Source organism: Leifsonia sp. Soil_N53 (genome assembly GCF_057655165.1).
Genome location: NZ_JBDGMM010000021.1, coordinates 1 through 23090, shown reverse-complemented (window position 1 = coordinate 23090; position 23090 = coordinate 1). Strand labels below are relative to the sequence as shown.

General features: G+C 71.9%; 26 protein-coding genes. 18 read left to right on the top strand and 8 right to left on the bottom strand.

The genetic code is table 11. From position 1 onward, the window contains the following. Nucleotides 1-1390: DHA2 family efflux MFS transporter permease subunit (locus AC3A3H_RS01055; RefSeq protein ID WP_487612681.1), on the bottom strand; the 1390-nt coding region annotated here is incomplete at its 3' end. Between the two features lie 72 nt (nt 1391-1462). Between AC3A3H_RS01055 and AC3A3H_RS01050 the strand changes: the two genes are divergently transcribed. Genes AC3A3H_RS01050 through AC3A3H_RS01025 form a run of 6 tightly spaced genes read left to right on the top strand, consistent with a single transcriptional unit; the run spans nt 1463 to nt 6093 of the window. Further along, a complete protein-coding gene (locus tag AC3A3H_RS01050; RefSeq protein ID WP_487612680.1) occupies nt 1463-2101 on the top strand; it encodes a TetR/AcrR family transcriptional regulator in 639 nt (212 codons plus the stop codon). After that, nucleotides 2098-3021 carry a tRNA pseudouridine(55) synthase TruB gene (gene truB, locus AC3A3H_RS01045; RefSeq protein WP_487612679.1) on the top strand — a complete coding sequence of 308 codons (924 nt, stop codon included), beginning with the start codon at nt 2098-2100 and terminating at the stop codon, nt 3019-3021. Before AC3A3H_RS01050 ends, truB begins: the two co-directional genes overlap by 4 nt. Beyond that, entirely contained in the window at nt 3018-3386 is a 369-nt protein-coding gene (locus AC3A3H_RS01040) for a hypothetical protein (RefSeq protein ID WP_487612678.1), read from the top strand. The genes truB and AC3A3H_RS01040 overlap by 4 nt, the downstream gene beginning before the upstream one ends. 57 nt (nt 3387-3443) lie before the next feature. Next, nucleotides 3444-3923 carry a hypothetical protein gene (locus tag AC3A3H_RS01035; RefSeq protein WP_487612677.1) on the top strand — a complete coding sequence of 160 codons (480 nt, stop codon included), beginning with the start codon at nt 3444-3446 and terminating at the stop codon, nt 3921-3923. Next, on the top strand, nt 3920-4864 hold the full coding sequence (locus AC3A3H_RS01030; RefSeq protein ID WP_487612676.1) for a bifunctional riboflavin kinase/FAD synthetase: 945 nt from the start codon (nt 3920-3922) through the stop codon (nt 4862-4864). The genes AC3A3H_RS01035 and AC3A3H_RS01030 overlap by 4 nt, the downstream gene beginning before the upstream one ends. Further along, nucleotides 4861-6093, top strand: coding sequence for an MFS transporter (locus tag AC3A3H_RS01025; protein WP_487612675.1), 1233 nt, complete (start codon nt 4861-4863; stop codon nt 6091-6093). Before AC3A3H_RS01030 ends, AC3A3H_RS01025 begins: the two co-directional genes overlap by 4 nt. A 197-nt stretch (nt 6094-6290) precedes the next feature. On the opposite strand, the gene AC3A3H_RS01020 is transcribed toward AC3A3H_RS01025, so the two are convergent. Next, nucleotides 6291-7250, bottom strand: coding sequence for an ROK family protein (locus AC3A3H_RS01020; protein WP_487612674.1), 960 nt, complete (start codon nt 7248-7250; stop codon nt 6291-6293). 80 nt (nt 7251-7330) lie between these two features. On the opposite strand from AC3A3H_RS01020, the gene AC3A3H_RS01015 reads away from it, so the two are divergent. From AC3A3H_RS01015 to AC3A3H_RS00995, 5 genes are read left to right on the top strand one after another with little or no spacing between them, the layout of a single operon-like run. Further along, nucleotides 7331-8302, top strand: coding sequence for a sugar-binding transcriptional regulator (locus AC3A3H_RS01015; RefSeq protein WP_487612673.1), 972 nt, complete (start codon nt 7331-7333; stop codon nt 8300-8302). After that, the gene (gene deoC / locus AC3A3H_RS01010) at nt 8299-9339 is read left to right on the top strand and encodes a deoxyribose-phosphate aldolase (protein ID WP_487612672.1); all 1041 of its coding nucleotides are present in this window, start codon (nt 8299-8301) and stop codon (nt 9337-9339) included. The genes AC3A3H_RS01015 and deoC overlap by 4 nt, the downstream gene beginning before the upstream one ends. A gap of 17 nt (nt 9340-9356) precedes the next feature. Beyond that, a complete protein-coding gene (locus AC3A3H_RS01005) occupies nt 9357-10898 on the top strand; it encodes an aldehyde dehydrogenase family protein (protein ID WP_487612671.1) in 1542 nt (513 codons plus the stop codon). Then, nucleotides 10895-11755, top strand: coding sequence for an aldehyde dehydrogenase family protein (locus AC3A3H_RS01000; RefSeq protein ID WP_487612670.1), 861 nt, complete (start codon nt 10895-10897; stop codon nt 11753-11755). The genes AC3A3H_RS01005 and AC3A3H_RS01000 overlap by 4 nt, the downstream gene beginning before the upstream one ends. Nucleotides 11756-11807: 52 nt before the next feature. Continuing rightward, a complete protein-coding gene (locus AC3A3H_RS00995; protein ID WP_487612669.1) occupies nt 11808-12401 on the top strand; it encodes an SGNH/GDSL hydrolase family protein in 594 nt (197 codons plus the stop codon). Between the two features lie 3 nt (nt 12402-12404). Here the strand turns inward: AC3A3H_RS00995 and AC3A3H_RS00990 are convergent, their stop codons facing one another. From AC3A3H_RS00990 to AC3A3H_RS00980, 3 genes are read right to left on the bottom strand one after another with little or no spacing between them, the layout of a single operon-like run. After that, nucleotides 12405-13772, bottom strand: a complete 1368-nt coding sequence (locus AC3A3H_RS00990) for a M20/M25/M40 family metallo-hydrolase (RefSeq protein WP_487612668.1) — start codon at nt 13770-13772, stop codon at nt 12405-12407. Next, the gene (locus tag AC3A3H_RS00985) at nt 13769-14296 is read right to left on the bottom strand and encodes an O-acetyl-ADP-ribose deacetylase (protein ID WP_487612667.1); all 528 of its coding nucleotides are present in this window, start codon (nt 14294-14296) and stop codon (nt 13769-13771) included. Before AC3A3H_RS00985 ends, AC3A3H_RS00990 begins: the two co-directional genes overlap by 4 nt. Nucleotide 14297: 1 nt before the next feature. Further along, nucleotides 14298-14576, bottom strand: coding sequence for a metal-sensitive transcriptional regulator (locus tag AC3A3H_RS00980; RefSeq protein ID WP_487612666.1), 279 nt, complete (start codon nt 14574-14576; stop codon nt 14298-14300). 212 nt (nt 14577-14788) lie between these two features. Between AC3A3H_RS00980 and AC3A3H_RS00975 the strand changes: the two genes are divergently transcribed. The 3 genes from AC3A3H_RS00975 (at nt 14789) to AC3A3H_RS00965 (ending at nt 18017) form a co-directional block, all read left to right on the top strand. Next, nucleotides 14789-15217: an RbsD/FucU family protein gene (locus tag AC3A3H_RS00975; protein WP_487612665.1), complete on the top strand. Its 429-nt coding sequence runs from the start codon at nt 14789-14791 to the stop codon at nt 15215-15217. A 95-nt stretch (nt 15218-15312) separates the two neighbouring features. Beyond that, entirely contained in the window at nt 15313-15648 is a 336-nt protein-coding gene (locus AC3A3H_RS00970) for a DUF6804 family protein (RefSeq protein ID WP_487612664.1), read from the top strand. Nucleotides 15649-15818: 170 nt separating this feature from the next. After that, nucleotides 15819-18017 (top strand): DEAD/DEAH box helicase, encoded by a 2199-nt coding sequence (locus AC3A3H_RS00965; RefSeq protein WP_487612663.1) that lies wholly within the window; start codon nt 15819-15821, stop codon nt 18015-18017. 177 nt (nt 18018-18194) lie between these two features. Here the strand turns inward: AC3A3H_RS00965 and AC3A3H_RS00960 are convergent, their stop codons facing one another. Next, nucleotides 18195-18386 (bottom strand): hypothetical protein, encoded by a 192-nt coding sequence (locus tag AC3A3H_RS00960; RefSeq protein WP_487612662.1) that lies wholly within the window; start codon nt 18384-18386, stop codon nt 18195-18197. A gap of 55 nt (nt 18387-18441) precedes the next feature. Further along, nucleotides 18442-18837, bottom strand: a complete 396-nt coding sequence (locus AC3A3H_RS00955; protein WP_487612661.1) for a DUF3224 domain-containing protein — start codon at nt 18835-18837, stop codon at nt 18442-18444. A gap of 85 nt (nt 18838-18922) precedes the next feature. Here AC3A3H_RS00955 and AC3A3H_RS00950 point away from each other — a divergent pair, with 85 nt between their 5' ends. The 4 genes from AC3A3H_RS00950 (at nt 18923) to AC3A3H_RS00935 (ending at nt 22136) form a co-directional block, all read left to right on the top strand. Next, nucleotides 18923-19543, top strand: coding sequence for a CYTH domain-containing protein (locus tag AC3A3H_RS00950; protein WP_487612660.1), 621 nt, complete (start codon nt 18923-18925; stop codon nt 19541-19543). 80 nt (nt 19544-19623) lie between these two features. Further along, entirely contained in the window at nt 19624-20652 is a 1029-nt protein-coding gene (locus AC3A3H_RS00945; protein WP_487612659.1) for a 6-phosphofructokinase, read from the top strand. Nucleotides 20653-20745: 93 nt separating this feature from the next. Next, entirely contained in the window at nt 20746-21672 is a 927-nt protein-coding gene (locus tag AC3A3H_RS00940) for an NADP-dependent oxidoreductase (RefSeq protein ID WP_487612658.1), read from the top strand. A gap of 56 nt (nt 21673-21728) precedes the next feature. Further along, nucleotides 21729-22136 carry a hypothetical protein gene (locus tag AC3A3H_RS00935; protein WP_487612657.1) on the top strand — a complete coding sequence of 136 codons (408 nt, stop codon included), beginning with the start codon at nt 21729-21731 and terminating at the stop codon, nt 22134-22136. Here AC3A3H_RS00935 and AC3A3H_RS00930 read toward each other — a convergent pair. Next, a partial coding sequence (locus AC3A3H_RS00930) for an alpha-hydroxy-acid oxidizing protein (RefSeq protein WP_487612656.1) occupies nt 22114-23090 on the bottom strand: 977 nt, incomplete at its 5' end. The genes AC3A3H_RS00935 and AC3A3H_RS00930 overlap by 23 nt on opposite strands.

Genomic DNA, 23090 nt, shown 5'->3' with positions numbered 1-23090 from the left:
CGGCGCGCCGGCGGCCGGGCAGCGCGAGCGAGATGACGGCGGCCAGCGCCAGCGCTCCCGCGCCGACCCAGACGGCCGGGATGGCCGCGTCGACGTAGCCGGTCGGCGTGAGCGTGCCGCCCGCGCCGGTGAACACGGCCGTGAGCACGGCGACGCCGAGGGCGACACCGATCTCCCGCAGCGTGGAGTTGGCGCCGGACGCCTTCGCGTGGTCCGCCGGGCGCATGTTCGCCAGCACCGCGGTCGAGCTCGGCGCGAACACCAGGCCCATCCCGACGCCGGCCAGCAGGAACGGCGGCCACATCTGCGAGTACGGCAGGTCGGCGGAGAGTGTGCCGGCGATCCAGGCCATCGCCACGGCCAGGAACACCAGCCCGATCACGATCGGGAGGCGCGTGCCGGTGCGGCCGGACACCAGCCCGGTGAGCGGCGCGACCACCATCGGCGCCAGCGTCCACGGCATGGTCATCACGCCGGCCTCCAGCGGGGTGTGGCCCTGGACGACCTGGAGGAACTGGATGAGGATGAAGATCGCGCCGAAGATCCCGAAGCTGAACGTGACGCCGACCAGGTTCGCGACCGTGAAGCTGCGGTCGCGGAACAGCCGCAGCGGCAGCAGCGGAGCGGACGTGCGCGACTCCCAGAACACGAAAGCGAGCAGCAGCGCGCCGCCCGCGATCAGCGAGAACAGCACCTCCGCGCTGTCCCAGCCCGCGTCGTTGCCGCGGACGATGCCGTAGACGAGCCCGAGCACGCCGGGCGCGGCGAGCAGCAGTCCCACGATGTCGGCGCGCACGCGGTCGCCGAAGCTGTTCGGGAGGGCCAGCAGCACCAGCGGGACGGCGATGGCGCCGAGCGGCACGTTGAGCCAGAAGATGGCCTGCCAGTTCCAGCCCTGCACGACCGCGCCGCCGATCAGCGGGCCGAGGGCGACGCCGAGGCCGGAGATGCCGCCCCAGATGCCGATGGCGGCCGGGCGCAGCTTCTGGCTGACGCTGCCGGCCAGCAGGGTCAGCGAGAGCGGCAGCAGGGCCGCGGCGCCGACGCCCTGCACCGCGCGGGCGGCGATCAGCATCCACGGCTCGGTCGCGAGGGCGCTCGCGGCGCTGGCGAGGGTGAAGACCACGATGCCGCCGAGGAAGACCGAGCGGCGGCCGAGGCGGTCGCCCATCCCGACCGCCATCAGCATGAGCGTGGCGAAGGTGAGCGTGTAGGCGTTGACCACCCATTGCAGCTCCTCGATGGAGGCGCTGAGGTCGCGGGCGATGACCGGGAGGGCGCTGGTGACGACCAGGTTGTCGAGGGTCGCCATGAACATCGGGAGGGAGGCTGCGACGATCGCGAGCCAGACGGGGATGCGGCGCGCTGTAGCGGGACGGGGAGAGGTCATGATCGCTTCCTGGATTGTAAGTAATCGAATGATTACAACGAACCTTAGTAATCGACTGATAACCTGTCAAGCATGACTTCGGCGATCAGTGAACGGATCCCCTCGGCCGAGCGGCGCGAGCAGATCCTCGGCGCGGCGAGCCTCGTGTTCGGGGAACGCGGCTACTTCGGCGCGACCACCGACCAGATCGCCAAGGCGGCCGGGATCAGCCAGCCCTACGTGGTCCGGATGTTCGGCAGCAAGGAGAACCTGTTCGTCGAGGTCCTGCAGCGCGCGCTCGACAAGCTGATGGTGAGCTTCCAGTCCACGATCGACGGCTGGAAGGCCGACGGCTCGCCCGCCGGGGAGGACGGCGCGGTCGGCGAGCACCACGAGATCGGCCGCAGGCTCGGCCTGGCCTACGTCAACCTGATCGAGGACCGCGGCATCCTGCTCTCGCTCATGCAGGCGTTCGGGATGGGCAACGACGCCGTCATCGGCGGGCGCGCGCGGGAGGGCTTCCTCGCCATCTACAAGCTGGTCCGCGACGAGGCCGGGTTCTCCCCGGACGAGGCCCGCACCTTCCTCGCAGAGGGAATGCTGCTGAACACCCTGCTCGGCCTCAAGCTGCCCGCCGAGTACGGCAAGGACGCCTGCGCCACCGAGATCATCGAGTCGACGTTCCGCACCAAGCTGCAGCTGGTGCTCGACGTCGCGGGCGAGAGCGCATGACCGGCAGCGGTCTGATCCTGGTCGACAAGCCGGGAGGCTGGACGAGCCACGACGTCGTCGCCCGCGTGCGCCGCCTGGCCGGCACCCGCAAGGTCGGGCACGCCGGGACGCTCGATCCGATGGCCACCGGGCTGCTGATCCTCGGGGTGAACTCATCCACGCGGCTGCTTACCTACATCGTCGGCGCCGACAAGGAGTACCTGGCCACCATCCGGCTCGGCGCGACCACGACCACCGACGACGCCGAGGGCGACGTGACAGCAGAGGCCGACCCGGCCGCGGTCGCCGCCGTCACGGACGACGCGATCGCGCGCGGCATCCACGCGCTGACCGGCGAGATCGACCAGGTGCCGAGCTCGGTGAGCGCGATCAAGGTGGACGGCAAGCGCGCGTACGCGCGCGTGCGCGCCGGCGAGGAGGTCGCCCTCCAGCCGCGCGCGGTGACGATCGCCGAGTTCGAGCTGCTGGCGGCGCGACGGCTGCCCGATGCCGTCGCGCCGGTCGCCCTCGAGCTCGACGTGCGCGTGGTCTGCTCCTCCGGCACCTACATCCGGTCGCTCGCGCGCGACCTCGGCGCCGGCCTCGGCGTCGGCGGACACCTCACGGCGCTGCGCCGCACGCGGGTCGGCCCGTTCGATGTGCGGGAGGCCGGCGAACTCGATACGCTCGATGCCGCGGCCGCCCTCATCCCGGCCGCGCGGGCCGCCTCGGAGCTCTTCGAGACGCTCCAGCTGACCGAGCAGCAGGCGATCGACCTGACGCACGGCCGGCGGATCCACATCGCCGATCGGGAGGGACCGGGAGGCGAACCCGTCGCGGCCGTCGCCCCCGGCGGCCACCTCGTGGGGCTCATCGAGTTCCGCGGAAAGGAAGCCAGGACCCTCGTGAACTTCCCGACCGACGAGATCGCCTCCGCATGATCGAATGGTTCGTGGCGCTGCAGGTCGGCGTCGCCGTGCTGGCCGGCGTCCTCTGCCTGGTGCTCGGGTTCGCCGGGCGCGTCCCCGGCGACCTCTCGATGGGCGCGGTCGCGCTGGTGGAGCTCCTGCTGATCGTGCAGCTCGTCATGGCGATCGTGGCCCCGCTGGCGGGCAACCCGCCGACCGGCAGCCTCGCGGAGTTCTACATCTACCTGATCTCGGCGCTCCTCCTGCCGCTCGCCGGCGGCTTCTGGGCGCTCATCGAACGCAACAGGTGGAGCACCGTCATCCTCGGCGGGGTGTGCCTGGCCATCGCGGTGATGGTGTACCGGATGGGGCAGATCTGGTTCGTGCAGGGCGCCTGAGCCCTCGGCCCCGGGCGGTACGGCCGCTGTCCGCGCGCGCGAATAGAATCGTTAGCGATGTCCCACCACACCATGTCCGCCTGTGAGCAGAGCGGTGACGAGGCGCCGAAGCGCCGCGTCTCCGGCATCGGCCGCGTCCTCGTGTTCGTCTACGGCGTGCTGGCGCTGGCCGCGACCGGCCGCAGCGTCTTCCAGATCATCGACCGGTTCCACGAGGCGCCGGTCGCGTTCACGCTGTCCGCGCTCTCCGCCGCCGTCTACATCGTCGCGACCATCGCGCTCGTCGCACCGGGACGGGTCTGGTACCGGGTGGCCTGGATCACGATCACCTTCGAGCTCGTCGGCGTGCTCGTGATCGGCACGCTCAGCCTGTTCGCGCCGGCGACGCTCGGCCTCCACGACATCGACCCGTTCGGGCGCGATGCGACGGTCTGGTCGGTCTACGGCATGGGCTACCTGTTCATCCCGCTGGTCCTGCCGATCCTCGGGCTGGTCTACCTGTCGAAGCACAAGCCGAGCGACGGAGCGCGTTCGTGAAGGTGTTCGGCTCCGTCGAGGAGATCCCCGACGGCTTCGGGCCGAGTGCGGTCACGATCGGCAAGTTCGACGGCGTCCACACCGGGCACCGCGCGGTGATCGACCGGCTGCGCTCGGTCGCCGCCGAGCGCGGGCTGACTTCGGTCGTCATCACCTTCGACCGCAACCCGCTCGAGCTGCTGGCGCCCGACAAGTGCCCCGCGTCGCTGGTCAGCAACCGGCAGAAGCTGCAGCTCCTGGCCGAGACGGGCATCGACGCCACCCTGATGGTCGCCTTCGACCGCGCGCTCGCCGACCTCCCGCCAGAGGAGTTCGTGCACCGCATCCTCGTCGACCGGTTGCACGCCGCCGTCGTGCTGGTCGGCAGCGACTTCCGGTTCGGGGCGCGCGGGGCGGGCGATGTCGCGCTGCTGCGCGAGCTGGGGGAGCGCTACGGCTACACCGTCGAACTGATCGACGACGTGCGGCCCGAGCACGGCCGCCGGGTGTCCTCCACCTGGATCCGCGAGCTGCTCGCCGACGGCGACGTCGGACACGCGGCCGAGCTGCTCGGCACCGTCCCGACCGTGCGCGGCGTCGTCGTCCACGGCGCCGCCCGCGGACGCGAGCTCGGCTTCCCGACCGCGAACCTGTCGCCCGAGTCGGAGGGCCTGATCCCGGCCGACGGCGTCTACGCCGGCTGGCTGACCGACGACGACGGCTCGCGCTATCCGGCCGCCATCTCGGTCGGCAACAACCCCACCTTCGAGGGCGTGCCGCAGAAGCAGGTGGAGGCCTACGTGCTCGACCGTGAGCTCGACCTCTACGGGCACACGGTGGACGTTGCGTTCTCCGAGCGCATCCGCGGCATGGTCGCGTACGCGGGCATCGAGCCGCTGATCGCCCAGATCGCCGCGGACGTGGAGCAGGCCAGGCGCATCCTGACGGCCGAACGCGCGTGACCGAGGCGACCCGCGACGCGGCGCCACGCACCCCGCTGCCGCTCTGGCGTGGCCGCGCGGTCGCGCTGCTCGGGATCCTGCTGGTCGCGGCGAACCTGCGCACGGCGGTGGCCGCGCTCTCGCCGATCTTCACCGAGATCCGGGCCGAGTTCCCGGTCTCGAGCGTCGGAGTCGGCCTGCTCGGGATGCTGCCGCCGGTCTGCTTCGCGCTGTTCGGCCTCCTCGCCCCCGTGTTCACCCGCAAGCTGGCCCTGGAGGCCGTGCTGCTGATCGCGCTCGGCGTGATGCTGCTGGGGCACGTGCTGCGCGCCACCGCGGGGTCGTTCGCGATGCTCGCCGTCGGATCGGCCGTCGCGTTCGCCGGGATGGGCGTCGGCAACGTCCTGCTGCCTCCGCTGGTCAAGCGGTATTTCCCCGACCGGATCGGGCTGGTGACGGCCCTCTACGCGACCGTGATGTCCGTCAGCACGCTGCTGCCGCCGCTCATCGCTGTCCCGGTGGCGGATGCCGCGGGCTGGCACGTGTCGGTCGGGATGTGGGCGCTGGTGAGCGTGCTGGCGATCCTGCCCTGGCTGCGCATCCTGATCACGCACCGGCCCGCGCACCCGGCCCACGACGTGGCGGTCGAGGAGGCGGACCGCTCGGTGGTCCGCCGGATCTGGCGGTCGGGGCTGGCCTGGGCGATGGCGGTGCTGTTCGCGGTGTCGGCCCTGAACGCGTACGCGATGTTCGCGTGGCTGCCGCAGCTCGTGCACGACGTGGCGGGCACGCCGCCGGCGGAGGCCGGTGCGCTGCTCTCGATCTACGCGGGCATGGGCATCCCGGCCGGGCTGCTGGTGCCGCTGCTCGCCGCGCGGATGCGGAACGTGTCCGTGCTGATCTACGCCGGCGTCGCGTTCTTCGTGGCGGGCTACGCCGGGCTGATCTTCGCGCCCGCGGCCGCCACCTGGCTATGGGTCGCGCTCGCCGGGCTCGGGCCGCTGCTGTTCCCGCTGAGCCTGGTGCTGATCAACGTGCGCACGCGCACGCACGCCGGCTCGGTCGCCCTGAGCGGCTTCACGCAGGGCCTCGGCTACACGCTCGGCGCGCTGGGCCCGCTGGCCGTCGGCATCCTGCACCAGCTCACCGGCGGCTGGACCGTGCCGCTCGTGGTGCTCACCGCGACCGCCCTGGCCGCCGCCGCGGCCGGCGCCGTCGTCGCCCGGCCGGTCCCGCTCGAAGACCGCTGACAGTAACTCCGGAGTCCCGGCCGTAAACCGGCCAGATACCTCCGGAACTCCGGAGAACGCTGCCGTGACGCCGCCGATCTCCGGACGTGCCGACATGTCCGTCCGTCCGGAGATCGGGCCGCGGGGCCGCCCCGATCTCCGGAGTTACGGAGAGTACGGCGGCGTGGCGGTCCGGGACTCCGGAATTGGCGACAGGGCTAGTCGCGGGGGTTGGCCGGCAGCATCGCGCTGCGGTGGACGAGGGCGGCTGCGCCGATGAGCGGGCCCTCGGATGACAGCGCACTCGGGACGATGCGCACCTTGCGCACGAACGGGAAGTAGTGCGCCTCGATCACCTCGCGCATGTGCGTGAAGAGGTCGGGGGTGGAGTGCGAGAAGCCGCCGCCGATCGCGACCAGCTCCAGGTCCAGCAGCGCCGTCGCGGAGGCGATCGCGTGGCCGACGGCGCGGCCGGTGCGGGTGATCGCGGCGACCGCGACCTCGTCGCCCGCGGCGTACGCGGCGGCGAGCTCCTCGCCGGTGCTCCCGGTGAAGCCCTGGCGGCGCGCCCAGGCGACCGTGTGCGGGCCGGAGGCGATGGCTTCCAGGGCGTATGGGGCGCCGAAGGTGTCCTCGCCGCGGATGTCGCCGACCTCCACGTGCCCGATGTGCCCGGCGTTGCCGGTCGGGCCCGTGATGACCCGGCCGTCGACGATCAGGCCGCCGCCGATGCCGGTCGAGACGACCATCCCCATCACGTTGTCGACACCCTGTGCGGCGCCCACCCAGTGCTCGGCCATCGTGATCGCCACGCCGTCCATCTCCAGCGTCACCGGGACGTCGAGGCCGAGGGAGGCCACGACCGAGCCGATGAAGTCGCGGAGCGGGTAGTCGCGCCAGTCCGGGACGTTGAGCGGCGAGACCAGGCCGCGCTTGCGGTCGATCGGCCCGGCGCAGCCGATGCCGATGCCGACGACCTCCGCGCCGTCGGGCAGCGCGGCGAACGCGTCGCGGACGACGCCGCCCACCGAGGCCTCCAGGTCGGCGACGGTGGCGGTGCGGCCGGTCGGGAGGCGGTGTCGGGAGCCGGGGAGGAGGACGCCGTCCGCGTCGACGAGGGCGGCTTCGACCTTGGTTCCGCCGAAGTCGACGGCGAGAGCGAGGAGAGTGGCAGGCACGACCCAACGATAAAGGAAAGTGGCTCTGCTCATTTGAGCAGTCACCGCGCAATCGTTGCTGGTGACTCTAAGCTGGTTGCGTGGCCCTGAACGATTCCGACGAGATCCTCGCCGTCAAAGCCGCAGAGCTGTACTACGAAGCCGGCAAGACCCAGGACGAAATCGGCGTCGCCCTCAACGTCTCCCGCTGGAAGGTCGGCCGGCTCCTGGTCGCGGCGCGCGAGCACGGTTTCGTGCGCATCGAGATCGTGCATCCGAGCGCCAGGCGGTTCTCGCTGGAGCGCGAGCTGTGCGGCTTCTACGGCCTGGAGGACGCCGTGGTCGTGCCCGCGGCGGAGTCCGACTCCGACTCGCAGTCCCGCGTCGCGCAGGCGGCCGCCGACTACCTCACGACCCTGCGGCCCGTCCCGCGCACCCTCGGCGTGAGCTGGGGCCGCACCCTGCACGCGGTCGCCGCGCGGCTGCGCCCGGGCTGGGCTGTGGGTGTGAACCCCGTCCAGATCAACGGCAGCGTGTCGAGCACCCGGCAGGCCACGGCCGCCGCCGACACCGCCGTCGTGATGGCCCGCAAGGCCCAGGGCACCGCGACCCTCCTGCCGAGCCCGGCGATCTTCGAACATGCGGCCACCCGCCGCGCCATCGAGGCCGACCGGTCGGTGCAGTCCGTCCTGGACCTCGCCCGCCACGCCAACGCCTACCTCTTCAGCGCCGGCGTGGTCGACACCAGCTCGGTGCACGTCGACTCGGGCTACCTGTCACCGGAGGACGTCCTGGCGCTGGCCGCCAAGGGCGCCGTCGGCGACGTGGTCGGCCGCTTCATCGACGACGCCGGCCAGGTGGCCGATCCCGAGCTCGACAGCCGCACGCTCGGGCTCAGCCTCGACGAGCTCCGCAACGCGCGCACCTCCATCGCCGTCATTGCGGGCGAGGCCAAGCACGGGATCGCCCACGCTGTCGTCGCCAGCGGGCTGTGCACCACGCTGATCACCGACGAGTCGACGGCGAGCGACCTCCTCGGCCGCGTGCCGAACATGAGAAAGCAGATGTCATGACGATCGAAACGACTCCGCCCGTGCGCACGCTCGCTCCGGCGGCCCGCGCCGTGGAGGTGCTGGGCGGCGACCTCACCGAGGGCTCGCTCCGGCGCTACCTCGGCGGCATCCCCGGGGTGGACGCGGTCGGGCTGGAGCAGCGCGCGGCCGGCCTCGGCACGCGCTCCATCAAGACCAGCAGCAAGGCGTGGGCGCTCGACAAGGTCATCGAGCTGATCGACCTGACCACCCTGGAGGGCGCGGACACTCCAGGCAAGGTGCGCTCGCTCGTCGCGAAGGCGCTCACGCCCGACCCGAGCGACCTCACCGCCCCGCGTCCCGCCGCGGTCTGCGTGTACGGCGACATGGTCCCGTACGCGGTCGAGGCCCTGGGCGCCTCCCACGCCGGCCGGGTCGCCCGCGAGACCGGGCAGACCGGCGGCATCAACGTCGCCGCCGTCGCCACCGCCTTCCCGAGCGGCCGCGCCTCGCTCCCGGTCAAGCTCGCCGACACCGCCGACGCGGTCGCGGCCGGCGCCGACGAGATCGACATGGTCATCGACCGCGGCGCGTTCCTCTCCGGCCGCTACGGGCTCGTGTTCGACGAGATCGTGGCCGTCAAGGAGGCCTGCCGTCGCGACGACGGCAGCTACGCCCATCTCAAGGTCATCCTGGAGACCGGCGAGCTGAACACCTACGACAACGTGCGCCGCGCGTCCTGGCTGAGCATCCTCGCCGGCGCCGACTTCATCAAGACCTCGACGGGCAAGGTCTCGCCGGCGGCGACCCTCCCGGTGACGCTGCTGATGCTGGAGGTCGTGCGCGACTGGCACAACCTGACCGGCGAGGAGATCGGCGTGAAGCCGGCAGGCGGCATCCGCTCGTCGAAGGACGCCATCAAGTACCTCGTGACGGTCGCCGAGACCGTCGGCGAGCACTGGCTGCAGCCGCACCTGTTCCGGTTCGGCGCCTCCAGCCTGCTCAACGACGTGCTGCTGCAGCGCCAGAAGCTGCGCACGGGGCACTACTCCGGCGCCGACTACGTGACGATCGACTGAGACGGGACGACAACACCATGAGCTTCCTCGAGTACGCCCCGGCCCCGGAGTCGCGCGCCATCCTCAACCTGCGCGACCAGTACGGGCTCTTCATCGACGGCGAGTTCGTCGACGGGCACGGCACGCCGTTCCAGACCATCTCCCCGGCGACGGAGGAGCGCATCGCGACGATCGCGACCGCCGACTCCGCCGACGTCGACCGCGCCGTGGCCGCCGCCCGTCGCGCCTACGACCGGGTCTGGTCGCGGATGAGCGGCAGCGACCGCGGCAAGTACCTCTTCCGCATCGCCCGCCTCCTCCAGGAGCGCGCCCGCGAGCTCGCCGTCGCCGAGAGCCTCGACAACGGCAAGCCGATCAAGGAGAGCCGCGACGTCGACATCCCCCTGGTCGCCGCCTGGTTCTTCTACTACGCCGGCTGGGCCGACAAGCTGGAGCACGCGGGCCTCGGCCCCGCCCCGCGCGCGCTCGGCGTCGCCGCGCAGGTCATCCCGTGGAACTTCCCGCTGCTCATGCTGGCGTGGAAGATCGCGCCGGCCCTCGCGGCGGGCAACACGGTCGTCCTCAAGCCCGCCGAGACCACCCCGCTGACCGCGCTGCTGTTCGCCGAGATCGTCCAGCAGGCCGACCTCCCGGCCGGGGTCGTCAACATCGTCACGGGTGCGGGCGAGACCGGCCGCGAGCTGGTCGCCCACCCGGACGTCAACAAGGTGGCCTTCACCGGCTCCACGGCCGTCGGCCGCGAGATCGCGCGGTCGGTGGCCGGCACCGAGAAGAAGCTGACCCTGGAGCTCGGCGGCAAGGCCGCGAACATCGTCTTCGACGACGCCCCGATCGACCAGGCCATCGAGGGCATCGTCAACGGCATCTTCTTCAACCAGGGCCACGTCTGCTGCGCAGGCAGCCGCCTGCTGGTGCAGGAGAGCGTGCACGAGGAGGTCGTGGACCGTCTGAAGCGCCGGCTGTCCACGCTGCGCCTCGGCGACCCGCTGGACAAGAACACCGACATCGGCGCCATCAACAGCGCCGAGCAGCTGCAGCGCATCCGCGAGCTCTCCGACATCGGGGAGGCCGAGGGCGCCGACCGCTGGACCGCCGAGTGCGCCATTCCGGAGAACGGCTTCTGGTTCGCCCCGACGATCTTCGACAACGTGTCGACCAGCCACCGGATCGCCCGCGAGGAGATCTTCGGCCCGGTGCTGTCGGTGCTGACCTTCCGCACCCCGGCGGAGGCCATCGCCAAGGCCAACAACACGCCGTACGGCCTCTCGGCCGGCATCTGGACGGACAAGGGCAGCCGCATCCTGGCCGTCGCCGACCAGCTCCGCGCCGGCGTGGTCTGGGCGAACACCTTCAACCGCTTCGACCCTGCCAGCCCGTTCGGCGGCTACAAGGAGTCCGGCTACGGCCGCGAGGGCGGCAGGCACGGCCTCGGCGCGTACCTCGTGCCCGGCCGCTCGGCGCCCGCCGCGCGTCCCGCGGTCACGGCCTCCGGCGCCTCCACCCGCAGCACCTCCCGCACCTCGACCCGCACCTCGACCCGCAAGGGAGCGACGAAATGAGCCGCCTGGCCGTGCCGAAGACCTACAAGCTCTACATCGGCGGGAAGTTCCCGCGCTCCGAGTCGGGCCGCACCTACGAGATCGTGTCCGCCAAGGGCGCGTTCCTGGCGAACGCCGCCAAGGCCTCCCGCAAGGACGCCCGTGACGCGGTCGTCGCCGCGCGCGGCGCACTGTCGGGATGGGCCGGGGCGACCGCCTACAACCGCGGCCAGGTGCTCTACCGCATCGCCGAACTGCTGGAGGGCCGCCGGGCCCAGTTCGTGGACGAGATCCAGCACGCCGAGGGCGTGTCCGCCGCCGTCGCCGGCGCGCAGGTGGACGAGGCCATCGACCGCTGGGTCTGGTACGCCGGCTGGGCCGACAAGTTCGCGCAGGTCGCGGGCAACGCCAACCCCGTCGCCGGACCGTACTTCAACATCTCGGTGCCGGAGCCGACCGGTGTCGTCGCGATCGTGGCGCCGCAGGACAACAGCCTCCTGGGCTTCGTCAGCGCCGTGGCTCCCGCGCTGGTCGCGGGCAACACGGTGGTCGTGGTGGCGAGCGAGCGCTTCCCGCTGTCGGCCATCAGCCTGAGCGAGGTGCTCGCGACGAGCGACGTCCCGGGCGGCGTGGTCAACATCCTCACCGGCTCCCCGGCGGAGATCGCCCCGTGGCTGGCGTCGCACGCCGACGTCAACGCGCTCGACCTGGTCGGCGCGGGAGCGCTGGAGTGGGTCGACCTGCAGATCGCCGCTGCGGACACGCTGAAGCGCGTGCTGCCGCCGGAGAACGGCCCGGACGCGGCCGCCCCGTCGCTGGACCGCATCGCCTTCTTCACCGAGACGAAGACCGTCTGGCACACCAAGTCGCTGCTTTAGAGTCGCCTGTGGCACTCTTCCGACCTCTCGCGTTCTGAGGGAGGATGGGAGGATGAGCGACGGGTGGGGTGCAGGGAGCGGAACACTCGTCCTGGTCGGCGACAGTCTGACCCAGGGCGGCGACTGGGCCGCGTGGCTGCCCGGCGAGGACGTCGTGAACCTCGGCGTCGCCGGGGACACCACCGACGACGTGGTGGCGCGCCTGACGGACGTGGTGGAGGCCGGCCCCGCCGTGGTCGCACTCCTCATCGGCACCAACGACCTGGCCTGGCGCCGTTCGGTCGAACACGTGGTGCGCAACGTCGAGACGATTCTGGTGACGCTGCGCAAAGAGCTGCCCGAGGCGCGCATCCTCGTGCAGTCGGTGATGCCCCGCGGCCACGAGTTCGCCGACCAGATCCGCGACATCAACCGTCACCTGTGGCAGTTCGCCCCGACCGTCCACGCCGCCTGGCTCGACCTCTGGCCGGCGATGGCCCTGGAGGACGGCGAGCTCAACCCGGCGTACACAGACGACCGCCTCCACCTCAACGCGGAAGGCTACCGGGTCTGGGTGTCGGAGCTGATCCCGGGGCTGGAACGGGCGCGACAGCTACCGCCGAACAGCCGGGCGATCCAGTTGCCGGATCTGGGCGGGGCGGCGTGAGCGTCACACCCTCCCCAGCACCTCCGCATAGAACCCGATCCCGCGCAGCCACGTCGCCACCCGGATGCGCTCGTTGCGCGCGTGCAGCGTCCCGCGCTCCTCAGCGCTCAGCTCGAACGGCGTGAACCGGTAGACCGCGTCGCTGATCGCCGTGAAGTGGCGGCCGTCGCTCGCGCCCAGCATGATGTAGGGCGTCACCACCGCGTCCGGGTGCACCGCCGCGATGCTGCCCGCCACGGCCTCCCACGGCGGTCCCGAGGTGGGCGACACCGGGGACGGCTCGCTCGGGTCGATCGCCTCGATGCGCACGAGCGGGTCGCGGATCGCGCGGTGGAGGTGGGCGAGGGTCTCGGCGACGCTCGAGCCCACCGCGATGCGCACGTTGACGACCGCCTCGGCCGTCTCCGGGAGGGCGTTGGCGGCGAGGCTGCCGCTCAGCTGCGTGACCGCCGCCGTGGTGCGCACGATCGCGCGGGTCTCGTCGCTCAGCCGGCCGAACACGGCGACCAGCGCCGGCCTCAGCCGCCGGGCGCGCGTGAACACCGCGCGCAGTGGGCCGGTCGTGTGCGCGCCGAGCGTCTCGACCATCTGCAGGTTCGTCTCGCTCAGGCCGGCCGGGAAGGGTCGTGCGTTCAGGCGCGTGATCGCGCGGGCCAGCCGCACCGTCGCCGTCGTCTGGGGCGGGGTGGAGGCGTGGCCGCCGTTCTGCTCGACCGTCAGCCGGACGCTCGTGATGCCTTTTTCGCTCACGCCGACGACCGCGATCGGCTTGGTGACGCCGGGGAAGATGCCCTCCACCACCGCTCCGCCCTCGTCGACGACCAGGGCGGGCCGCACCCCGCGCTCCGCGAGGGCCGCCACGATCGCCTTCGCGCCCGACCCGACCGTCTCCTCGTCGTGCCCGAAGCTGAGGTACACGTCGGCCGCGGGGGTGTGGCCGGCGGCGACCAGGGCCTCCACCGCCTCCAGGATGGCGACCAGCGCGCCCTTGTCGTCCAGCGTGCCGCGACTCCACAGCACCCGGTCGTCGCCCGTCCCGGTGAGCTCGGCGCCGAACGGCGGGTGCTCCCAGCCCTCGTCCGTGGCGGGGACGACGTCGTAGTGCGCCATCAGGACGGTCGGGGCTCCGTCGCCCGTGCCGGGCCAGCGGTAGAGCAGCGAGTGGCCGTGCTGCTCCCGGTCGAGCACGGCGTGCAGGCGCGGGTACAGCTCGGGCAGCGCCGCCACGAACGCGTCGAACGGCGCCCAGTCGGTCTCCTCGACCGCGTTGCGGGACATCGTCGGGATGCGCAGGAGGGCGCGGAACCGCTCCAGCGCCTCCTCGTCGCGCGGCGACGGCCGCCCGGAGGCGACCGCGTCCGTGGCCGTCACTCGCCGGCTGCCCGGCGGAAGGCGGCCAGGGCGTCGTCGTTGAACAGCACGAAGCGCACCAGCTCCACCGAGCCGACGCCGGACGACAGCACCGCGCGCACCGTGCTCACCGCGATCCGGGCGGCGTCGTCCATCGGCCAGCCGTAGATCCCGGCCGAGACGGCGGGGAAGGCCACGGTCGCGGCGCCGAGCTCGCGTGCGACACGCAGCGACGACCGGTAGGCGTTCTGCAGGTAGGGGGTGCGGTCCTCGCGTTCGGCCCAGACCGGCCCGACCGTGTGGATGACCCACTGGGCGGGCAGATCTCCCGCGGTCGTCGCCACGGCCTGTCCGGTGGGCAGCCCGTCGGGCAGCGTGGTGGCGCGCAGCTCGCGGCACGCGGTGAGGATGGCGGGGCCGCCCCTGCGGTGGATGGCGCCGTCGACGCCGCCTCCGCCCAGCAGGGAGCTGTTGGCCGCGTTGACGACGGCGTCCACGGACTGCTCGGTGATGTCGCCGCGGACGATCTCGATGGGGTCCCCCACGTCAGCCCCGGTTGTTCGAGAGCTCGTACACCTTGAGGAGCTCGAGGATGGCGTCGTCGCGCTGGTCCCCGCCCTCCTCGAACATCGTCGAGACGTGGGTCTTCAGGTGATTCTCGACGAGCAGCTTGTTGAGCGACCCGAGCGACTTCTGGATGGCGAGCGACTGGGTGATGATGTCGACGCAGTAGTCCTCGTTCTCGATCATCTTCTCGAGGCCGCGCAGCTGTCCTTCGAGGATCCGCGTGCGGTGCATCGCCCGCTTCTTGATGTCTGCGATCACGCGTCCCAGGATACCGCGGAAACCCCATACCCCGGCCAGGTATTCGGAGGATGGATCCATGCGTCTGTATCAGAAGCGGCCCGCTGGCGACGGCAACTGCGACGGCGCGGCGAGCAGAATCCCCCTAATGGGGGGTATGGGAGGACATACAGGATCGTCTATCCTCCTTAGCAGGGGTTGAGAAATATTCGTTTTACAGGAAAGGCCCGACTTTGCTGAAGAACCTCAGCCCGCTGCTGTCCGGCGCGCTCTTGCGCGCGCTGGATTCCATGCACGACGGCGACACGCTCACGCTTGTCGGCAGCGGCTATCCCGAAGAAGCACTCACCGCGCCCATCGTCCACCTGGGGGAGGACGTCACCACTGAAGCCGCCGCCGAAGCGATCCTCAGTGTGTTTCCATTGGACACAGCAGACCCGTCACCGATCATTTTCCTCGACCTCGCAGGCGAGCCCTACGAGGTACCGGATGTCGCCTTCGCAGTGAACGGCATCGCATCCGACGCGGAACTCCGTCGCATCCCGATGAGCAGACTCGACCTCGAGCCGTTCGTCGAGCAGGCCCGGGGCTCCGCGGTCATCGTCCGAGTCGGATCGGACGCGCCGCCGTGCGCGTTCCTGTTCCGGCGAGGCGTTCTCTGAACCGAGACCGCGGGCGGACGTCCGCACCCCGGGGGCGAGTCCTCGTCCCCGGGGCGCGGGCCGTTCCGCGCGCCGGCGGTCGGTAGAGTTGGGGAGTGCCCTACACCCCGCAGCCGCCCGCCTACAACCGCGCGGCGCTGGCGCCCGGCATCCTCGGCGCGCTCGTGCTGCTCTTCGGGCTCGCGTTCGCGGACTGGTACACCTACGTCGAGTACGCGGTCTGCATCCTGGCGCTCATCCTGTGCGTCTTCGCGTGGCAGGCGAAGCGCCGGTGGTGGCTCGCCGGTCTGATCCCGATCGCGGTGCTCTGGAACCCGATCTGGCCGATCCCCGGGCTCGTCCCCGTGCTGCCGCTGCTGAGCCTCGCCGCCGCCGCGGTGTTCATCGTCGCCGGGCTCACCATCAAGATTCCGGCCGACACACGCCGCTGAGCCCTCCCGATAGGCTAAAATGACGGTTGCACGGCCGTCCTGCGTCGTGCGCCCGGCGTTCTGCGATGCTCGGTTCGGACCACTCGGTTCCGCTCCCCGCCGCCGCGCCGGCCCTCACGCCTAACGGCGTCGCGTCCTCTGCCAGCGCGCGACGCCTCCACTGGAGGACCATGTCTCGTTCGGGTCAGCGTATGTCGCAACAGCGCATGTCCGGTCAAGGAGCGTCGCAGCGCGCGTCGTCGCGCCCGCAGCAGCGCCGCAACCGCCACGCCAACAACGACGGGCTCATCCCCGTGCTCGCGCGCAAGGTGCGCGAGGTGGAGGCCAAGGCCGCGGACGGCAAGAAGCTCGGCCCGACGAACCGCACCAAGTTCCAGGTCATCGCGTTCCTCATGCGCGAGGAGCGCGCACGCGCCAAGGCCGACCCGGAGCTGAGCGACGCCGCCCGCGCCGAGCAGCTCAAGCGCCTCGATGGCATCGCCACCATCCTGGCCAAGACCGCCGCACGCGACACGTCCTTGATCGCGCTGCTGGAGAGCGAGGCGCCGCCGACCGCGACCGCCCAGAAGATCCGCCGGGACTGGCTGCTGGAGTCCGGCACCGAGCTCAGCCCGGACGACCTCATCATCACCGTCGAGCGGGTGGTCGCGCCCGACAGCATCATCCCGCCGGAGCTCGCCGAGAAGCAGGTCGTGCCGGCCTCGGTCAAGGCGCGCCAGCTCTCCAACCCGTTCCTCCCGCCCGACTTCAGCAAGGCGGGCGCCGCCGCCCCCGCGCCGCGGCGTCGGCTGGACTCCTGGGAGCTGCTCGGCCCGCTGTTCAAGTCGTTCGAGTACGGTTCGGGAGGCCAGGCCGCGAGCATGGAGCTCCCGCCCGCTCCGCTGATCGACCGGTACTCGCCTCCCGGGCTGGAGCTGATGCACCACCAGTCCCGGTTCATCGAGAGCGTCCGGCAGGGGCACCGCCGCTTCCTGCTCGCGGACGAGCCCGGGCTCGGCAAGACCGCCCAGTCGGTGCTCGGCGCCTCGGTCGCCGGCGCGTACCCGCTGCTCGCGGTGGTGCCGAACGTGGTCAAGATGAACTGGGCCCGCGAGGTCGAGCGCTGGACGCCGCACCGACGGGCCACCGTCATCCACGGCGACGGCGAGGGGCTCGACGCGTTCGCCGACGTCGTCATCGTGAACTACGAGGTGCTCGACCGGCACCTGTCCTGGCTGCGCACGCTCGGCTTCCAGGGCATGGTCGTCGACGAGGCGCACTTCATCAAGAACCTGCACTCGCAGCGCTCGCGCCTGGTGCTCGGCCTGGCCGAGGCGATCCGCGAGAAGGCCGCCGACCCGCTGCTCGTCGCGCTCACCGGCACGCCGCTGATCAACGACATCGACGACTTCAAGGCGATCTGGCAGTTCCTCGGCTGGATCGACGGCAACAAGCCGACCGCCGAGCTGATGGAGAGCCTGGAGGAGACCGGCCTCACCCCGGCCGACTTCGGCTTCTACGCCGCCGCCCGCGAGTCCGTCATCGGCCTAGGCATCGTCCGCCGCCGCAAGGTGGACGTGGCCGCCGACCTCCCGAGCCGGCGCGTCGTCGACCTGCCGGTGGAGCTGGACGACGACCTCGGCCGCTCGATCATGCAGGCCGAGAAGGAGCTCGCCGCGCGGCTGGTCGCCCGGTTCCACCGTGCCGCCGCCGCGGGCCGTCCCGACTCGTTCGACGGCGACGACGAGGCGCACAGGAAGCACCTCATCCGCCTGGTCGCGCAGTCGGAGCTGGAGGAGGCGAAGTCGTCCAAGAGCAGCGACAACGTCTTCACCATGGTCCGCAAGATCGGTCAGGCGAAGGCCGGGCTGGCCTCCGACTACACCGCGCAGCTCGCCCGCTCGGTCGGCAAGGTGGTGTTCTTCGCCAAGCACATCGACGTCATGGACGCGGCCGAAGAGGCCTTCGCCGCCCGCGACCTGAAGACGATCTCCATCCGCGGCGACCAGTCGGCGCTGGCCAGGCAGAAGGAGATCGACGCGTTCAACAACGACCCGGAGGTCGCCGTCGCGGTCTGCTCGCTCACCGCGGCCGGTGTCGGGCTGAACCTCCAGGCCGCCTCGAATGTCGTGCTCGCCGAGCTGTCCTGGACGGCCGCCGAGCAGACGCAGGCGATCGACCGCGTGCACCGCATCGGCCAGGACGAGCCGGTGACGGCGTGGCGGATCATCGCGGCGCAGACCATCGACGCCAAGATCGCGGAGCTGATCGACGCCAAGCAGGGCCTGGCGGCCCGTGCGCTCGACGGCAGCGACGTGGAGATCGGGTCGGCGGACTCCGTGCAGCTCGACGCGCTCATCCACCTGCTGGAGGACGCGCTCGGCGACTAGCGCCGGAGCCGCGCGGCGACACGCCGGGCGGCCGTCCGTTCGACCGGAGATCGCGGCCGATTCCGCCGCGATCTCCGGACGTACGCATTCGCCGTTCCTCCGGTGATCGCAGCCAGGTTCGGCCCGATGACCGGAGTTACGGTCGGCTGAGGCCGAATCCGGGGGAAGGCTCCGGAATCAGGCGATCTCGGCGTCGTCCGGGTCGAGCGGCACCGGGCGGTCGTCGTCCGGGACGATGCGGTCGTCGTCCTCGCCGTCGTCGACCGGGAGGTCGTCCTCGTCGCGGATGACGGCGGCCGGCTCGTAGTCGCCCTCCTGCGCCTCGAGGAAGTCGTCGTCGTCCTCTCTGGTGCGGTCCGTCTCGCTCATGCACCGAGGGTACCGCGCACGCCGACCCGGCACGAGAGGGCTTCGCGCCTCCCGCTCAGCCGAGGTCGAACTCGAAGAACGCGCCGCGGTCGTCGTGGCGGAAGCGTGCTGCGCCCGCGATCCCCTCGAAGCCGTCCGTCCCCGTTCCAGGGACGATGTAGCCGAACGCCGACGGGTCGTCCGGGTGCTGCAGCGCGCCATGATGCACCGTGAACGAGCCGGATCGGCCGTCCGGCAGCGTCCCGGTGATCCGCTCCGCCGCGAGGTAGCCGCGGCCGCCCTCCTCGGTGCCCGACGAGACGAAGTGCCCGATCGACTCGCCGACCAGCCCCTCCGTGTAGGTCTTGCGCATGACCACCGCGCCGAGCCAGTCGCCGGGGATGCCGGGCAGCTCCTCGGGGTCCCAGCCGGTGACGTCGAAGCGGGCGGTGACGATCGTGGGGTTGTCCATGCCGCGAGCCTAACGAGTGCCCCCGTCAGTGCACGCGTCCGCGGCGCAATTTCGCGACAGCGCCGAAGTGGACTAGACAGGGGACATGGCGCAGCACCATACCCAGCTCGAGATCGAGCGCAAGTACGACGTGGACGGCGACCTCCGCCCACCCCAGCTCGTCGGAATCGGGGCGATCGCCGTCGAGAGCGAGCCGGAGACCGCCGAGCTCGTGGCCACCTACTTCGACACCGAAGAGCTGCGACTGGCCCGGCAGCGCGTGGCGGTGCGCGCCCGGCGCGGCGGCTCCGACGAGGGCTGGCACGTCAAGCTGCCGCCGACCGGGGAGGGGCGCCCCGAGCTGCACTGGCCGCTCGGCGACGGGGAGGCGCCGCCCGCCGATCTGCTGGCGACGATCCGGGACCAGCTCGGCGACGGCGTGCTGATCCCCGTCGCCCGGGTGACCAACAGCCGCGACACCACCGTGCTCAAGGACGCGGCGGGCTTCGAGCTCGCCGAGCTGTGCGACGACCACGTGCGCAGCGAGAACCTCCGCACCGGCGCGAGCGACACGTGGCGGGAGTGGGAGGTCGAGCTGCTGAGCGGGGCGCCCGACTCGCGCGAGCGCCGCACCGCGCTGCTCGACGGCATCGAGGCGGAGCTGCTGGCGGCGGGCGCGCGGCCCTCGGCGAGCTCGTCCAAACTGCAGCGCGCACTCGGCCTCTGACCGACGGACGTCGACGGGATTTTGGTGCTCCGGTATGCGTCGGGCATGATGCTCAGGGGCGCAATGAGAAACGGAGCAGCATGAAGATCGGCATCCTGACCAGTGGCGGCGACTGTCCCGGACTGAACGCGGTCATCCGCGGCGCGGTCCTCAAAGGCGACCGCGTGTACGGGTCCGAGTTCGCCGGCTTCCGCTACGGCTGGCGCGGTGTGGTGGAGGGCGACATCATGCCGCTCGACCGGCACAGCGTCCGCGGCCTCTCGCGCCAGGGGGGCACCATCCTTGGCTCCAGCCGCACCAACCCGTTCGAGAGCGACAAGGGCGGCCCCGAGAACATCCAGCGGATGATGGACCAGAACGGCATCGACGCGATCATCGCGATCGGCGGCGAGGGCACGCTCACCGCAGCCCGCCGGCTCACCGACGCCGGCCTCCGCATCGTCGGCGTGCCGAAGACCATCGACAACGACCTCGCCGCGACCGACTACTCGTTCGGCTTCGACACCGCGGTGGAGATCGCGACCGAGGCCATCGACCGCCTCCGCACCACCGCCGAGTCGCACCAGCGCTGCATGGTCGTGGAGGTCATGGGCCGGCACGTCGGCTGGATCGCCCTGCACTCGGGCATGGCCGGCGGCGCGCACGCGATCCTCATCCCGGAGCAGCCGCAGTCCATCGAGCAGATCTGCGAGTGGGTCGAGTCGGTGCGCGACCGCGGCCGGGCGCCCGTGATCGTGGTGTCGGAGGGCTTCCACCTCGACACCATGGAGGAGGCGCACTCGCACAAGGGGCTCGACGCCTTCAACCGTCCGCGGCTGGGCGGGATCGGCGAGATGCTGGCCCCCATGATCGAGGAGCGCACCGGCATCGAGTCGCGCGCATCCGTGCTCGGCCACATGCAGCGCGGCGGCGTGCCGAGCGCGTACGACCGCGTGCTCGCGACGCGACTGGGCATGGCCGCGGTCGACGCGGCCTACGAGGGCCGTTGGGGCTCGATGGTGTCGCTGCGCGGCACCGACGTCGTCAACGTGTCGATCGCCGACGCGACCGGCGGCCTCAAGACGGTCCCGCCGGCGCGCTACGAGGAGGCGGCGCTGCTCTTCGGCTGAGCGCGCCCTGCAGGGTGCCCTCGCTCACGCCGCCCCTGCCTACGGCGCAGCCGGGGGTTTAGGCTCCACCGTATGAGTGGAAGGAGCTCGAGGGTGCCCAGATTCGTCCAGCTCCAGGAGTTCGGCTCGCGCGACTTCCTCCACCTCGTCGGGCGGGAGCGGCCGTGGCCCGGCCCGGGACAGGTGCTGGTGCGGGTGATGGCCGCGGGCCTCAACCGGATGGACGTCACGGCGTACCGCAGCGAGAAGGCGGCCGCCCGGATGGGCGTGACGCTGCCGAGCGGCATGGGTCAGGACTTCGCGGGCTTCGTCGAGGAGCGCGGCGAGGGCGCCCAGCGGTTCGGGCTCGGGCAGGCCGTGCTCGGCACCGCGCCGTTCGCGGCGCTGGCGGACTTCGTCGTCGTGCAGGAGGACGGCCAGATCATCGGCAAGCCCGACCCGCTCACCTTCGAGGTGGCCGGTTCGCTCGGGGTGGTCGGCCGCACCGCGAAGGCGACCGCGGCCTCCCTCGACCTCGGCGAGGGCGACACCGTCCTGGTGAGCGCGGCGGCAGGCGGCGTCGGCGTGCTGGCGGCGCAGCTGGCGATCCGGTGCGGCGCGACGGTCGTCGGCACCGCGGGGGAGGAGAACCACGAGTTCCTGGAGACGCTCGGGATCATCCCCGTCGGCTACGGCCCAGGGCTCGCCGAGCGGGTGCGGGAGGTCCTCGACGACGGGCAGCGCGTCACGGCGGCCCTCGACAACCACGGCTCGGAGACCATCGACGCCGCGCTCGAGCTCGGCGTCGCGCCGGAGCGGATCAACACGATCGCTGCGTACGGCCCCGCCGCCCGCGGCGCGCGCACCGTCGGCAGCCGGACGGCGGGCAACGCCGAGCTGGCGGAGCTCGCCGACCTGCTCGCCCAGAACGAACTGGTGCTGCCGATCGACTCCATCTTCCCGATCGAGCGCACCGTCGAGGCGTACGGGCGGCTGGAGACCGGCCACGTGCGGGGGAAGATCGTGATCGTCACCGACTGAGCCCCGGTGCCGGCCGGGAGCCGACGGGGGAGAATCGAACCACGAGAGGAGCAGCCATGATCGACGAGGACACCGCGCGCCTGCTGCGCGCCGCCGGACTGCGCTGGCAGCCGGCGTCGGGCGACACCTTCGCCATCGACCGGCCGGGGATGGCGGGCGAGCACTTCACCGTGAGCGAGATGACGATCGAGCCGCACCACTTCGACACCGGCACGATCCTCGGCTTCAACGGCACCACCGAGTGGGCGCTCGACTCGCTGGCGGTCGAGGACGCCCTGTGGATCCCGCGGGAGGACCAGCTCCGGGAGCTCCTGGGCGGCGCCTTCCGGCACCTCGCGCGCACCTCGGACGGCTACCGGGTCACGCTGGAGCTGGAGGGCGCGGAGCGCTACTTCGAAGAGGACGACGCCGCGAGCGCATACGCCCAGGCGCTGCTGTCGCTCATCGCTGCTGCCGTGGCGTGACAGGCGCGAGCACCGACCGGTCGAGGTCGGCGACGCGCGCGACGCCGCTGAGCCCGAGCGAGATGTCCAGCTCGGCGAGGAGGTTGCGGAGCAGCTCGCTCACGCCCCGCTCGCCCGCCAGCGCGAGAGCGTAGGCGTACGGCCTCCCGACCGCGACGGCCCTGGCGCCCAGCGCGAGCGCGATCAGGGCGTCGGCGCCGCCGCGGATCCCGCTGTCGAACAGGACGGGGAGGCGTCCCGCGACCGCCTCGACCACGCCGGGCAGCGCGTCCAGCGCGGCGATCCCGCCGTCGAGCTGCCGGCCGCCGTGTGTGGACACCTGCACGGCGTCCACGCCCGCATCGACCGCCCGGCGCGCGTCGTCGGGGTGCAGGACCCCTTTCAGGACGATCGGGAGGTGGGTGCGCTCCCGCAGGAAGGCCAGGTCGTCCCAGCCGAGCGACGGGTCGGCGAAGACGTCGAGGAAGGTCTCCACCGAGGCGAGCGGCTCGCCCGAGCGCAGGTTGGCGCGCAGGTCGCCCGGATGGTGCCGGAGGATGCTCGCGAACGACGCCAGCGCCGCCGGCGTGACGGCGGTGCGCTCGCGCGGCCCCGCCGTCGCCAGCCGTTCCCGCACGAGCCCGCGGAAGACCGGGTCGCTGGTGTACTGCGCGATGCCGAGCCCACGGCTGAACGGGAGGTAGCCGAGATCGAGGTCGCGGGGCCGCCAGCCCAGTGCGTGGGTGTCGAGGGTCACCACGATGGCCTCGCAGCCGCTCGCCTCCGCGCGGGCGACCAGGCTCGCCACCAGGTCGCGCGACGAGCTCCAGTAGAGCTGGAACCAGCGCACCGCGCCGGGCCGGACGGCCTCCATCGCGCCGGCGACGGCCTCCATCGGCGCCGAGGCCTGGTTGGAGAGCACGGCGGGCACACCGTGCGCGGCGGCGGCCCGGGCGGCGGCCGCGTCGCCGTCGC